At 70.0% G+C, this 14037-nt stretch carries 10 protein-coding genes; 3 read left to right on the top strand and 7 right to left on the bottom strand.

Features of this window, described 5'->3' with window-relative positions:
- Nucleotides 1–66: 66 nt before the first annotated feature.
- The 7 genes from QM591_RS13135 to QM591_RS13105 form a co-directional block, all read right to left on the bottom strand.
- The gene (locus tag QM591_RS13135) at nucleotides 67–2676 is read right to left on the bottom strand and encodes a penicillin acylase family protein (RefSeq protein ID WP_415132841.1); all 2610 of its coding nucleotides are present in this window, start codon (nucleotides 2674–2676) and stop codon (nucleotides 67–69) included.
- Nucleotides 2677–2808: 132 nt separating this feature from the next.
- The gene (locus QM591_RS13130; protein WP_415132840.1) at nucleotides 2809–4752 is read right to left on the bottom strand and encodes a YhgE/Pip family protein; all 1944 of its coding nucleotides are present in this window, start codon (nucleotides 4750–4752) and stop codon (nucleotides 2809–2811) included.
- Nucleotides 4749–5426 carry a hypothetical protein gene (locus QM591_RS13125; RefSeq protein WP_415132839.1) on the bottom strand — a complete coding sequence of 226 codons (678 nt, stop codon included), beginning with the start codon at nucleotides 5424–5426 and terminating at the stop codon, nucleotides 4749–4751. Before QM591_RS13125 ends, QM591_RS13130 begins: the two co-directional genes overlap by 4 nt.
- The gene (locus QM591_RS13120; protein WP_415132838.1) at nucleotides 5420–6043 is read right to left on the bottom strand and encodes a TetR/AcrR family transcriptional regulator; all 624 of its coding nucleotides are present in this window, start codon (nucleotides 6041–6043) and stop codon (nucleotides 5420–5422) included. Before QM591_RS13120 ends, QM591_RS13125 begins: the two co-directional genes overlap by 7 nt.
- 117 nt (nucleotides 6044–6160) lie before the next feature.
- Nucleotides 6161–7603 (bottom strand): argininosuccinate synthase, encoded by a 1443-nt coding sequence (argG, locus tag QM591_RS13115; protein ID WP_415132837.1) that lies wholly within the window; start codon nucleotides 7601–7603, stop codon nucleotides 6161–6163.
- Nucleotides 7604–7709: 106 nt separating this feature from the next.
- Nucleotides 7710–8414, bottom strand: a complete 705-nt coding sequence (locus QM591_RS13110) for a Pr6Pr family membrane protein (RefSeq protein ID WP_415132836.1) — start codon at nucleotides 8412–8414, stop codon at nucleotides 7710–7712.
- Nucleotides 8415–8444: 30 nt separating this feature from the next.
- On the bottom strand, nucleotides 8445–9128 hold the full coding sequence (locus QM591_RS13105; RefSeq protein ID WP_415132835.1) for a HEAT repeat domain-containing protein: 684 nt from the start codon (nucleotides 9126–9128) through the stop codon (nucleotides 8445–8447).
- A 93-nt stretch (nucleotides 9129–9221) separates the two neighbouring features.
- Here QM591_RS13105 and QM591_RS13100 point away from each other — a divergent pair, with 93 nt between their 5' ends.
- The 3 genes from QM591_RS13100 to QM591_RS13090 all read left to right on the top strand — a co-directional run bounded on the left by QM591_RS13100 (nucleotide 9222) and on the right by QM591_RS13090 (nucleotide 13686).
- Entirely contained in the window at nucleotides 9222–10508 is a 1287-nt protein-coding gene (locus QM591_RS13100; protein WP_415132834.1) for an adenylosuccinate synthase, read from the top strand.
- A 108-nt stretch (nucleotides 10509–10616) separates the two neighbouring features.
- Complete coding sequence (locus tag QM591_RS13095) at nucleotides 10617–12395, top strand: sulfatase-like hydrolase/transferase (protein WP_415132833.1); 1779 nt, start codon at nucleotides 10617–10619, stop codon at nucleotides 12393–12395.
- 310 nt (nucleotides 12396–12705) lie between these two features.
- Nucleotides 12706–13686, top strand: coding sequence for a helix-turn-helix domain-containing protein (locus tag QM591_RS13090; protein WP_415132842.1), 981 nt, complete (start codon nucleotides 12706–12708; stop codon nucleotides 13684–13686).
- The last annotated feature ends 351 nt before the right edge of the window (nucleotides 13687–14037 follow it).

Below are 14037 nucleotides of genomic sequence, written 5' to 3'. Positions count from 1 at the left end.
GGGTGACCGGCGCGGTCCGCCGCCGGCGCTGACCGCCGCCCGCCGTTGCCGCCCGGTGCCGCCCGGTCAGGGGATGAGCCGGAGGGTGTGCGTAGCCTCCCGCGCCACGGCCTCGGGCGAGAACGTCCACGGGGTCTGTTCGCCCTTCTGCCACGTCGCGAACTGATCCGTGTAGTTGGGGTGGAAGGCGTGACCGCTCGCGCCGGTGAGATGGTTCCAGCGTGAGCTGTCGAAGTCGGACAGATCCACCGTCATCCGCATCGACGGAACGGTGACCGTCTCGAACCCGGCCCCGAGCACCCAGCCGGTGGCGTCGACGATCGACGAGCCGCCGGAGACGGGGAAGGGGCCCCGGTTGAACAGCGCTTCGATCGGGGCGATGCCGCTCTCACCGAACGACCCGTTGGTGAGGGTGATCGCGTGAAGGTCTCCCCAGTTCCATCGCGACGAGTTGTCGCCCTGGAGGTCCACGAGGCGCGTGTACGCATCGGCGGCCGAACGCGCGAGCATCTCCTCGCGTCCGCTCACACCGATCTGGTCGTTCGTCCACCACGACGATCCCGGGTCATCCAGCAGCCGGTCCACCACGAGGAAGAGCCGATCGTGGCCGGAAAGCGGCGCGGGAGTCGCCCGGCGCGCGAACAGGTTCTGCACCAGCTCGTCCCACAGGACGTTGGCGTAGGCGGCTGCCGGGCTGTCGGCGGCGTTCTGTGCGTCCCATTGCTGGAGGAGGCCGATCGCCTCGCGAGTGGCGTCGTCCGCGACGGGCACGTCAGTGTACGCGACGGCGAGACGCTTGCCCATCCAGAACTCGGCGTCGGCCTGGATGGCGGTCATGTCGTCGGCCGTGAGCTTGCCCGCCGCGGCGGTGCGCTCGATGAGGTGCTGGATCCGGGCCGCCCGCCAGCCGTAGTCCCAATCCCGCGTCAGTTCATGCGGATAGTCGGGCCCGATGATCGCGTTGTTCGCGGTCACGATGTAGCCCGACTCCGGATTGAAGGCCATCGGCAGCTCCTCGAAGGGGATGAAGCCCTGCCAGTCGTAATCGGAGTCCCACCCCGGCTGCGGCATCGACCCGTCGCCCTTGCCGCGGATCGGCAGGCGGCCGGGGGTCTGATACCCGATGTTGCCCGCCACGTCCGCGTAGATGAGGTTCTGCGCAGGGACGTCGAACAGCGCCGCGGCCGCGCGGAACTGCGGGATGTCGCGCGCCGTGTTCAGAGCGAAGAGCGCCTGGGCCGTCGTCCCGGGCTGCAGCGCCGTCCACTGGAACGACACCGCGTACTCACCGTCGGGCTCGTTCCCGGGCTCGTCGTCGGGTGCGGTGATGGCGCCGGTCTCCCCGGTGCGCGGCTCGGCGGCGATCGCGGTGAAGTCGTCGGTGAGCCCCGAGACGATTGGACCGTGAACCGTGGAGCGGATCTCCAGCTCCACGGGGCTCCCACCGGCGACACGCAGCGTCTCGGTGCGCACGTCGAGCGGAACCAGCTCGCCGTCGCGCCAGTACGAGTCGCCCTGGATCTTCTCGAGATACAGGTCGGTCACGTCGGTGGTGAGGTTGGTGAACCCCCATGCGACGTCGGCGTTGTGGCCGATGATGACCCCGGGCATGCCCGAGAAGCTGAAGCCGCTGACGTCGAACGGGCACTCCTCCGACACCGTCTCGCAGCGGAGGCCGATCTGGTGCCACACGCTCGGGAGCGACGCCCCGAGGTGGGGGTCGTTCGAGAGGAGGGGCGAGCCGCCCTCGGTGAGCGCGCCCGAGACGACCCACGAGTTCGACCCGATCCCCTCTCCGGCATCGCCGAGCAGCGCGCCGACCGCCTCGAACACGTCACCGACCTCGGTCCAGGAGATCCGGGCGCCGGCGGTCGCGGCGTCGGCGTCGTCCGCATCGTCGGGAGGGACGATCGTGGGAACGATCACGGGATTCGTGTCGAAGGGGTAGTCGGGGTAGAGCTCGGCGATCTGATCGGAGTCCATGCTCTGGGCCAGCACGGCCCGCGCGGTCTCGTCTTCGATGTTCGTGCGCAGGTCCCAGGCCATCGCCTTGAGCCAGGCGACCGAGTCCACCGGCGTCCACGGCTCGATCTCGTACGCGCCGTTCTGGAGGGCGAGCACGGCATACTCCAGCGACGCGGCGCTGCCCCGGTGATCGGCGAGGTAGGCGTTGACCCCTTCGGCGTAGGCCTCGTAGTAGGCGCGCGTGGCGTCGTCGAGCGCCTCCACCTCCTGCGCGGCGATCTCGTGCCAGCCGAGCGTGCGGAGGAAACGATCGGTGCCCAGCTGCGACTCCCCGAACAGCTCCGAGAGCCGGCCCGCGGTCACATGACGGCGGAAGTCCATCTCCCAGAAGCGATCCTGCGCGTGCACGTATCCCTGCGCGAAGAACAGGTCGTGGCTGTTCTCGGCCACGACCGTCGGGATGCCCAGGTCATCGCGCAGCACCGACACCTCCCGATTGAGGCCGGCCAGCGAGATGACGCCGTCACGCTGCGGGAACGAGCGCTGCACGTTCCACAGCACGACTCCGGCGGCGATGAGGGCGAGGGAGGTGAGCGCGGCGACCGTCGAGAACGCGATGATGCCGATCCGCCGTCGGATCGAACGCTTCGGGCGGGAGGGGTCGATGACTGCGGGCTCGCTGGGCGCAGCGGTATCTGAGGGAAGGGACATCGTCGTCGGGTACTCCTCCGGGGCGTTGGCTTCTGCCGCCTCGGGTGAGCGGCGACGGTCACGTGCCCCAGGTGCGCGACCATTCCTGGCATCGTACCCGGCCCTCCGACGGCGCCGTCGCCGTCGCCGTCCTCAGCCGATGATGCTGGGCTGGAGATCCCGCAGGGTGCGGCGGTGGGTCATGCGGGTCACCCCGAGGGCAGCCACCGCCAAGGCGCCGAGCATCCAGATCAGGAGAATCCCGACGTCGGCCCACACCCGAGCCGCGGAACCGCCGTACATCAGTTGCCGCATGGCGTCGACGACGTAACCCATCGGGAGCACGTGGTGCAGGGCGGCCAGCGGAGCCGGCAGCGTCTGCCAGGGGAAGGTGCCGCCGGCCGTCACCAGCTGCAGCACCATGAGGACGAGCCCCACGAACTGTCCCACCGATCCCAGCCATACGTTCAGGGTCAGGATGATCGCGGCGTAGGTGAACGAGGCCAGGATGAGGATGCCCAGCGTGCCGAGTGGATGGGCGAAGCCGAATCCGAGCGCCAGCGAGAGCACCCCGAACAGCGCGATCATCCCGACGCCGCCGAGGAGGGCGGGGGTGAGCCAGCCGGCGAGCGTCACGCGCACGGGGGATCGCAGGGCCGTCACGGCGCGGCGGGAGATCGGCTTGACGATGAGGAACAGGGCGTAGATGCCGATCCAGGCAGCCAGCGCGGCGAAGAAGGGCGCGAGTCCCGCCCCGTAGTCCCCCGCGCGGGCGACACTGCCGGTGTCGATCGCGACCGGATCGGCGATCGTGCGTGCCTGTGCCGAGCGGAGCGACTCCGACGAGTCGGGGATCGCCGCGACGCCCTTGTCCAGTCCGTCGCGCAGTTCCTGCGCGCCGCTCCGGAGTGAAGCGAGCCCGTCGCGGAGCTTCGCGGATCCGTCGTCGAGGCGCGCGGCCCCCGCGGCGGCGGAGTCGGCTCCCGTCGCGAGCGTCGTCGATGCGCTCGACAGCCGCGCGGCGCCCGTCGCAGTGCGTCGTGCACCGTCGGCGACCTGGTCGGCGCCCGCGGAGACCTGGGCGGCTCCCGACGCCAACCGGTCGACCTGAGCCACGGCATCGGCGACGCGGTCACCACCCCGCCGCACCGCGTCGGCAAGCGGATCGAGTCGCGAGAGCACGGCCGAGATCTCCGCCGGTGACAGCCCCTGCCGCTCCAGCGCCTCACGGAGATCGGCGCGCGCCTCGGGCAGCAGCGCGACGGCCCGCGCCGCGGCGTCTCCGGCGCGATCGGCGTAACCCGCGAGAGTCGCTGTGCCGTCTGCCACCTGCGAAGCCCCGTCCGCCACCTTCGTCGCCCCGTCGGCGACGGAAGCCGTTCCCGAAGCGAGCGTGCCGGCGCCGTCGGCGAGCTTCCCGGCGCCATCCGCGAGGTCCGAGGCTCCCAGGGAGAGCTTGTGCGCGCCGTCGTTCAGCGTCGTCGCGCCCTTCAGGGCGCTTCCGGCGCCATCGACCAGGCGTGCTGCGCCATCGGCGGCCGAGACGAGCTTCACGCGAATGTCGGCGATCCCGTCCAGCAGACGGCCCGAGGCCTCTTTCGCCACGGACTCGGCGACCGTCCGGCGGATCTTCTCCACCGCCTGGGTGCCGATCGTCGAGGCGAGGTAGTTGTTGGCGTCGTTGGTCGCCAGAGCGATCGTCGCTTGGTGGGGATCCTCGCCCGACGCGCTCGTGAGCGCATCGGAGAAGTCGGCCGGAAGGGTCACGGTGAAGTCGACCAGGCCGTCGCGCAGAGCCTGGGACGCGGCGTCGGCGCTCAGCACCTTCCAGTCGAACGCGCCTCCGTCCAGGAGCTGAGCCGTCACGTCGGACCCGTAGGCGGCGGCCGGCTGGTCACCTGACGCCGCGGCCCCTTCGTCGAGATTGACCAGCCCGACGGGCACGTCCGTGAGCTTGGCGTACGGATCCTGGTTCGCCCAGAGGTAGAGGCCTCCGTAGAGCACGGGTACGAGCAGGAGCGCGACGAGGGCGATGACCGACATGCGGGTCGAGGTCAGACGGCGGAACTCGGCCGCGATCATGGCGGGGATCTTCATCGGATGCCGTCCTTTCGGCGCCGGAGCGCGGGACTGGCCGGGCGCACGCGCGGGGCGCGGCGACGCGGTTGCGGGAGCGAGGGGCTGTCGGAGATGACGCGGGCGGCGGCCTGTCCCGCGATCACCAGCACGGCGAACCCGCGCGCGGCGAACTCCTCCTCCGCCAGCAGCCACCAGTCGCGGGGGTCGCCGCCATGGCGATCGGGCGATACGAGCACGAGCGCCTCCACTCCGGGCCGCAGGGCCGCGAGCTCGAGGAGGATCCGCAGCCGATCACGCGGGGCGACGTCGGCGAACGGGGTGCGCGACAGGTGGCGCAGGCCGTGATCGTCGAGCCAGCGGCGCGCCGAGAGCGGATCCGAGAGGCGCCCCGCGAACATGAGCTCCTCGCCCACGACGCCGGCCACGATGATGTTGGGCGCCGGTTCGCTCACATCGGGGGCGTCGATCAGCGCGCTGCGCCGGCGGAGGTCGCGCGAGCGGCGCGCTCCGTCGACGAGGACGCTGCCGCTGTCGGGCTTCATCCGTCCCGCCGCGATGAGTCCGAGCACCGTCGGACGCTGCTCGGTCTCGGCCATCGCGAGGGTGGCGCGCCCGGAACGGTACGTGAGGGTCGTGGCGGGAAGGGCGATGCCGCGCCGACCCTTCGACACGTCGGTCAGCTCGATCAGCACGGCGATTCCTCCTCCAGTCGCGTCACCAGGGCATCGCCGTCGCGCCACGACAGGCCGGCGATCGACAGCACCGCCCGCACGGCGAGCGGCCGTGCCTGCGGAGAAGCCGCATCGACGCGCGTGACCATCGTCCGGGCGGTCTCTTCGATGAGGCGCGACAGGGTGGGGGCGGGAACGTCGGTGCGGAGCGTGTCGGTCTCCTGCCCCCGGTGCACGATCGCGGCCACGCGGCGCCGGAGGGGGGCGAGCGCCGTGGCGGTGTCCTCGAGGTGGCCGTCGTCGAGGGCGATGGCAGCGGCGACCTGCACGTGCGCGGCCTCGCTCCAGAGGCGATGCGTCAGACGCGCCAGGGCGAGGGGAGGATCGTCGTCGGTCTCGATCCCCTCGGCGAGGGCGTTGAATCGCCGGGCTCCGGCGAGCAGCATCTCTCGGAGCAGCGCGTCGCGGTCGTCGAAGTGCCCGTAGAGTGCGCGGCGGCTGAGTCCGGCGGCGCGGGCGATCGTGTCGATCGAGGCGTGCGGATCGTGGGCGAGGGTGGTGGCCGCCGCCGAGAGGATGCCTTCGCGGTTCGCCGCGGCATCCCTTCTCGGACGACGCGCCGGCGCGGTCGTGGTCACTGCATCAGTGTACGAACCTGCACAACCCTGTGCAACTTATCAGGGTGAACTCTCAGCCGGGCGCCCTCACGTGCCGCCTCCTGAGCGGGCCGGGATGGAGCGGGGGAAGGTCGGGGGTCAGTCGGCGCCGAAGTCGAACGAGGCGGACTCGGACGCTTCGTCCAACGCCTCCGCGAGCTCCTCGCGTGCGGAGTCGAACGGCTGCGCGTGCCCCGTGATCCCCGCGGCCCCGCCGGTTGCCAGCTCGCCCACCAGGTCGGCCGTCGCACCGCCGATGAGCCCGAGTCCGGCGTACTGCTCGAGCCGGGAGCGCGAGTCGGCGATGTCGAGGTTGCGCATCGTCAACTGCCCGATGCGATCGATGGGACCGAAGGCGGCATCGCCCACCCGTTCCATCGACAGCTTCTCGGGTGCGTAGGAGAGGTTCGGCGAGACGGTGTCGAGGATCGTGTAGTCCTCGCCGCGCCGGAGGCGAAGGGTGACCGTTCCGCTGATCGCCGATCCGACCCAGCGCTGGATCGATTCCCGCAGCATGAACGACTGCGGCTCCAGCCATCGTCCCTCGTACATGAGCCGACCGAGGCGGCGGCCCTGCTCGTGGTAGGTCGCCAGGGTGTCCTCGTTGAGGATGCCGTTGACCAGGCGCTCGTAGGCGATGAACAGCAGCGCCATGCCGGGTGCCTCGTAGATGCCGCGCGACTTCGCCTCGATGATGCGGTTCTCGATCTGGTCGCTCATCCCGAGGCCGTGGCGGCCGCCGATCGCGTTCGCCTCCTGCACGAGCGCCACCGCGTCGGTGTACTCCACACCGTTGATCGCCACGGGGCGACCGGCCTCGAACGTCACGGAGACGTCTTCCGTCGCGATCTCCACCGACGGGTCCCAGAACCGCACGCCCATGATCGGCTCGACCACTTCGAGCGAGACGTCGAGGTGCTCCAGCGTCTTGGCCTCGTGCGTCGCGCCCCAGATGTTGGCGTCGGTCGAGTAGGCCTTCTCCACGGAGTCGCGGTACGGGAAGTCGTGGGCGACCAGCCATTCGCTCATCTCGGTGCGTCCGCCCAGCTCGGTGACGAAGTCGGCGTCGAGCCACGGCTTGTAGATGCGCAGGGCCGGGTTGGCCAGCAGGCCGTAGCGGTAGAAGCGCTCGATGTCGTTGCCCTTGTAGGTGGATCCGTCGCCCCAGATGTCGACGCCGTCCTCCTTCATGGCGCGCACGAGCAGCGTGCCGGTGACCGCGCGGCCGATGGGCGTCGTGTTGAAGTACGTGCGACCCGCGGAACGGATGTGGAAGGCGCCGCAGGAGAGGGCGACGAGCCCCTCCTCCACGAGCAGGGGCTTGCAGTCGATGAGCCGCGAGGCCTCCGCGCCGTACTGCAGTGCACGGCCCGGGATCGAGGCGATGTCGTCTTCGTCGTACTGCCCGAGGTCGCCGGTGTAGGTATAGGGGACGGCGCCCTTGTCGCGCATCCACGCGACGGCGACGGAGGTGTCAAGGCCCCCCGAGAAGGCGATGCCGACGCGCTCGCCGACGGGCAGGGACTGAAGGACCTTCGACATGCCGTCAAGTCTAGAGTGCCGGTCCCGCTCGCTTCCGCGGCATGACGAGCCGCAATCTGCGCAGCCGACGCCCGCTGCAGGGAGCCGCTCCGCTGACGTGGCGCCGTCAGCGCCGTGCGCGCAGTCGCCCCACGCCGACCACCCCGGCGGCGCTGGCCGCGATGCCGATCGCGATCACCACTACGTAGAGCGCGACGCTCGTCACGCCTCCGGGTCGGTTCGGGTCCAGGAACGGATAGGGATACCACCACGGGTTGCCGGTGGACGGCGAGATCACCAGGGGTCCGCGCACCATCGTGTAGACGACCCAGACCAGGGGATAGCCGAGGGCGATCGCCGCCGTGGACCACGGCAGCGCTCGCCGCTTCGGAGCGAACAGCAGGTCGATCAGCAGCAGGCCCGGAACGACGACGTGGAGCACCTCGTTCGACCACGGCACGGTCACCCCTTGCGGCAGTGCGATCCCTCGCAGCAGCAGGTTGTAGACCACGCCCGTGACGATCATGTAGGTCGTGACGCACACGAGGAGCGTCGCGAGCCACCGGGGCTCGACGCTCTCCCGGCGCCCTGACGTCCAGGCCCACACGGCGGCCACAGCCATCACGATCGCCGCCGCGAGGTTCGACTGGATGGTGAAGAAGCTCAAGAAGTTCGTCACGACGGTGCCGACGGCAGAACCCCAGTCGGTGGTGCTCTCCTGCGCGTTGCGTACCGATCGTTCGAGCTGGGCCACGATCGCCACGATCGCGAGCACGGCGGTTGCGGCGCGGACGAACGGCCACACACGCGCGGGGGTACGGGACGCCGTCATGCCGTCACCATAGTGGCGGCCGGGCCGCCGTTACAGCAGCGAGGCGAGGCGCTTCTTGCGCAGGTTCTCCTTCACGATCCATGCGACGTCGGCGTCGGCGGAGTCGAGGGCGTGGAACGCGGGGATTCCCAGAGCCGGGTCGGCGGCGACCGCGACGCTCCAGCAGTACCCGAGGGCCTGGCGCAACGTGCGCACGGACGGTGCCGTGCGGCGGTCTGCGGGCAGTGCGGCGAGGTGATCGGTCGCCCGGCGGCACGCATCCAGGGCCGCGGCGGCCATCTCGGGCGTCCGGAGCAGTCGCGGCTCGCAGATCGTCGCGATCGCCGCGCGCTGCACGAGCGGGTCGGGGTCGTCCACCCAGTCGCGCACGAGCGCAGCGACGGCCGCGGGATCCTCGTCGGCGCGCAGCTGCAGGCCGAGCGCGACGCCCTCCCGCACCCGCCAGCGGTCGTCGGCCGCCAGGGTGCGCGACGCCCGTTCACGCGTCGGGTCGGCGGAGCGGCGCGCTTGCGCGGCGGCGGCGCACATCACGGCGAACTCGCCGCCGTCGGCCAGGAGCGCGGCGATCGCCCCCTCCGATGCGCGCTGCGCTGCGGCGATCGCGAGCGGCAGGTTGGCGCGGGGTCCCGGAAGGCCCGAGCTTTCCGTCAGATAGGCCGGCCACTGCTCCGGCGCGAGGGTGTCGAGGTCGTCTGCGCCGTCCGAGCGTCCCATGGTCTGACCATACACCCGGCGACCTGCGCCGACCAGAGACGAGCGGCCTCTCGGTAGAATGGGGACTCACCGTCCGTTCACGGGGGAGCACCCATGCCAGGCATCGTCATCGTCGGAGTCCAGTGGGGGGACGAGGGCAAGGGAAAGGCCACCGATCTCCTCGGTGAGCGCACCGACTGGGTCGTCAAGTTCAACGGCGGCAACAACGCCGGTCACACCGTCGTCATCGGCGACGAGAAGTATGCGTTGCACCTGCTTCCCTCCGGGATCCTCTCCGAAGGGGTCAACGCCGTGATCGGCAACGGAGTGGTCGTCGATCTCGAAGTGCTCTTCGCGGAGCTCTCGGCCCTGTCGGCGCGCGGCGTCGACATCTCCCGCCTCAAGGTCAGCGCCAATGCGCACGTGATCACGCAGTACCACCGCACGCTCGACAAGGTGACCGAGCGCTTCCTCGGCAAGCGCATGATCGGCACGACGGGGCGCGGCATCGGCCCCAGCTATGCCGACAAGATCAACCGGGTGGGCATCCGCATCCAGGACCTCTTCGACGAGAACATCCTGCGGCAGAAGGTCGAGGGGGCCCTCGACCAGAAGAACCACCTGCTCGTGAAAGTCTTCAACCGGCGTGCCATCTCCGTCGACGAGGTCGTGGAAGACCTGCTGTCGTACGCCGACCGCCTCCGTCCCATGGTGTGCGACACGGCGCTCCTCCTGAACGACGCGCTGGACGCCGGTGATGTCGTGGTGTTCGAGGGCGGACAGGCGACCATGCTCGACGTCGACCACGGCACCTACCCGTTCGTGACCTCCTCGTCCGCGACCGCCGGAGGGGCGGCGACCGGTTCGGGCGTGGGGCCGAACCGCCTCGACCGGATCGTCGGCATCGTGAAGGCGTACACGACCCGCGTCGGATCCGGCCCGTTCCCCACCGAGCTCTTCGACGAGCAGGGCGACTGGCTCCGCACGCGCGGTTTCGAGTTCGGCACGACCACCGGCCGTCCGCGTCGCGTCGGCTGGTACGACGCCCCGATCACGCGCTACGCGACCCGGATCAACGGCATCACCGACCTCGTCCTCACCAAGCTCGACATTCTCACCGGTCTCGACCAGATACCGGTCTGTGTCGCCTACGACGTCGACGGCGAGCGGTTCGACGAGGTGCCGGTCAACCAGAGCGACTTCCACCACGCGACCCCGATCCTGGAGTACTTCCCGGGCTGGAAGCAGGACATCTCCACGGCCCGGTCCTTCGCCGATCTTCCGCTCGAGGCCCAGGACTATGTGCTGGCGCTGGAGGAGATGAGCGGCACGCGCATCTCGGTGATCGGCGTGGGGCCGGCGCGAGATGCGGTCATCGTGCGCCACGACCTCGTCGACTGACGCAGACCCCCTCGGCGCCGTCCCCCTGCGTGCTAGCTTTCTGGCCGCGCGAGACGGGTCGGGGGGCACCGTTCGCGCCGTTCATCGCGTCCCCCGATCCTGGGGAGGATGACCATGTCCACAGGCGTGCCCGGACGACGGGGAATGGGGAAGAGCGAGCCGAGACGCTCGCTGAGCGGGTCGGTCGGGCGTCTCCGTCGATGGGGGCTACGGGCACTCGCGATCGCTGCCGCGGGATTGGCGGTGGCCGGCGGAGGAATCGTGGCGTCGCCGACCGCCGATGCCGTGGAGACACAACCGCGGAACGTCGTGATGATCATGGCGGACGACTTCTCGTGGGACCTGGTTCCGTACATGACCGAGTTGAAGAAGCTCATGGCCGACGGAGTCTCGTTCGACAATCACTACGTCACCAACTCGTTGTGCTGCCCGTCGCGGGCCTCGATCCTCACGGGTCGCTTCCCGCACAACACGGGGGTGTTGCGCAACGGCGGCACGATGGGCGGCATCGAGGCCTTCCTGCACGGGGTCTCGCACTCGGGCGCCGTGCGCGACAACGAGCAGTACACCTATGCGGTGGAGGCGCAGAAGCGCGGGTACTACACGTTGATGGAAGGCAAGTACCTCAACGGCTACAACAACGACTTCGGCGTGGGGGACACGGTGCGAAGGCCTCCCGGGTGGTCGATGTGGCGTCCGTACAGCAGCGGAGCATACGGCGGCAACAGCTTCGCCATTGGCACGCCGGGCCAGCCGGCGAAGAAGAACAAGACGTACGCGACCGATGAGACGATCAACCGTGTGGCGGCCTTCATTCCCTGGGCCGCCAAGAACGACCGCGCCTTCCACGCGACGTTGTCGACGTTCACCACGCATGCCGGCAATCTGACGAATGCGAAGGTGCGCAGCTTCGTGCCGGCGGCCCGCGACCTCCCGAAGACCAAGGAGAACCCGCAAGGGCAGTACACGAACGGAGACTGCGGTGTGCTCGCCAGCGGCGCCCGTCGCGACTGCTACTCGATCCGGATCGAGTCCCTTCCGGGCAACGAGGGAATGAACTGTCCTACGGCACGGGACCGTGTCGAGATCCCCTTCGCCAAGCCGACTGGAAAAGACGACGCGTGCGAACTGCAGCAGTACCTGAGGGACCGCGTGCGGATGGCGCAATCGCTGGACGAGCTCATCGGCAAGACCCGTCGGGAGCTCACGCGCGCGGGGCTGTGGGGGTCGACCTACCTCGTCTTCACCGCCGACAACGGGTTCCATCTCGGACAGGGGGTCGACCTCGGGCTCGGCGAAGACGGCTCGGGGGCGTTCCGCATCGGCAAAGGCTCTCCGTACGAGACGGATCTCCGCGTTCCCCTCGTGGTGGCCGGCGCGGACGCCGCCCGAGGCCAGGTGCGCACGGAACTGACGCAGACCGTCGACCTGCTCCCGACCTTCGCGGCGATGCAGCCGAGCCTCACCGGCGAGTCGGCGCAGATCGACGACCACGACGGACTCGACCTCCTGCCCTTGATCCGGGGGGAGCAGCCCGAGAGCTGGCGTCAGTGGGCCTACTCCGTCCACACCAAGGTCGCCGACCCGACCGCGGCGGGGCCCGACTCGGAGCCGGGCACGATGGTGCAGGACGGCTTCTTCGCGCTGCGCGCCGGTGGCGAGCTCTACGTCCAGCGCGTCAGTGGCGCTGATCGAGGAACGATCAGCCGGTTCTCGATCACCGACACCAAGAACGGACGGGTGAACCAGCCGCTCGAGTGGGCGGAGCTGGATCCGGCACGCCGTGCACAGATCGAGGAGCAGTTCCGCACCTTCGCCCGCTGCGGTGGGGGTGAAGCCGTCGGCGCCGCCTCGTGCCAGGCCGCGGCCCGCATCCCGCTGTCGTAGGCCGGAACCATCGCGCCGAGTGTCCACGACACGCGGGCCGGCCGCGACGGCGGTCGGCGCGTCGTGGACGCTCGGCGCGTCTCATGCGCGAATTGCGCAAGCGGGAGGGCATTATGCGCAGGAGGTGGGCACCCCCGGCGCGATACGGCCACGCTGACAGGGAGCCTCAGACGTTTTCACCCTCGACCCCCCGCGACGGTGCCCCACGTCAACCCTCAGCGGACCGTCGTGGCCCGCTGCCGAAGCGCGCACCCGCGGTTCGGCGACCGATTCCGTCGAGAGTCTCGGGAGTAGTTGCGCAGTGAACCCCATGCCGTATCGGCGTTCGTATCGTCGTCACGCCCCGGCGTTCGAACGGCTCGGCCTGAAGGTGCAGGGGCTGACGGAAGCTGAGCAGCACGGAGGACTCCAGCGTTTCGTGCGATCGTCCAACTTCTCGATCGACATGCTGGGTGACGGCGGCCCCCTCGTCGCAAACGTCGCCCGTTTTCCCGCGCTCACCTTCGCTCACGTCTCGCTGCCCGAGGTGCGGATCACGTGGCCGCGGGACCGCGGCTCGACGCATCGCGCGCTCCTTCTCATCGCCGCCTCGGGCACCCTCTCCGTCGACACGGACGGGGGCGTTCTTCGCCGTGGACCGGGCTTGGCGCTCATCCGTCCCGGCGAGGAACACGTGAGCATCTCGATGCCGGAGTCGCAGAACGACCTCATCTACATCGGCTTCGGTGCGGAGCATCTGGCCGATGTCGCCCTCCCCTCCTGGGCCTCGTACGAGGGACCGGCCCTCGACTGGACGCTGATCGCGCCCTTCTACGCGTACGTACGCACCCTCTGCACCACCACGTCTGCCCAGAACCCGGTGGTCTCTCCTCTGGCCTCCGTCTCGCGGATCCTGCTGCGCGAGATGATCGGCGTCATCACCCGCGACGCCGCGGTGCCGCCGTCCTTGGTGGATGCGGCGCGGGAGGTGATCCGCGCGGAGTTCTCGGATCCCGGAGTCACCGTGGCCCGGATCGCCATGCGACTCGGTGTCGCTCCCCGCACGTTGCAGGCGGCCTTCGCCGCGGAGGGCGCGACCGTCAGCGGCGAGTTGCGGCGCGCACGGATGACCGCCGCGCGCACGGCCAAGCGGACCAATCCGCGAATGACCGCTCGTGAAATCGCTGCCGCCTCGGGGTTCGGCTCGGTCTCGGCGATGTCGCGGGCGTTCCGCGACGCGGAGGCGCAAGATGCCCACGGGGTGAGCGATGCTGCGGCGGCGCAGGACGTCCCGGAGGCTCTCGTCCCCTGACGCGACCCGCCCTCGCCCGTGCCGCTCGTTCCGCGCCCTGGGCGCATCGGAATACGCCGGGATCGGTCAGTCGCCTCGACACGCTGCGACAACTTCTCCGCCACCGTGTCGGGTCAGTTCGCGCAGAAGCCGCCGCAGTCTGCGCAGCGTGCTGACAGCGACGGGTCACGCCCGCCACTCTGGCCACAGGAGTGTGACGACCCCTGCCGTGCATCCGCGCGGACGCGTCACCGGAGTACCCAAGCCGATGGGAAGCAGATGACTGCCACGCGCCAATCAACGTCCAGGAGTTGGTTCTCCGTCTCAGCGAGGCGGGGGGCCACGCGCCGCCCCTACGTCGCCACGCTTGCC

Origin of the sequence: Microbacterium sp. (genome assembly GCF_047607225.1) — a bacterium.
Lineage (GTDB): Bacteria > Actinomycetota > Actinomycetes > Actinomycetales > Microbacteriaceae > Microbacterium.
Note: the sequence above shows the minus strand (reverse complement) of the source record. Positions and strands in the feature narration are given on the sequence as shown.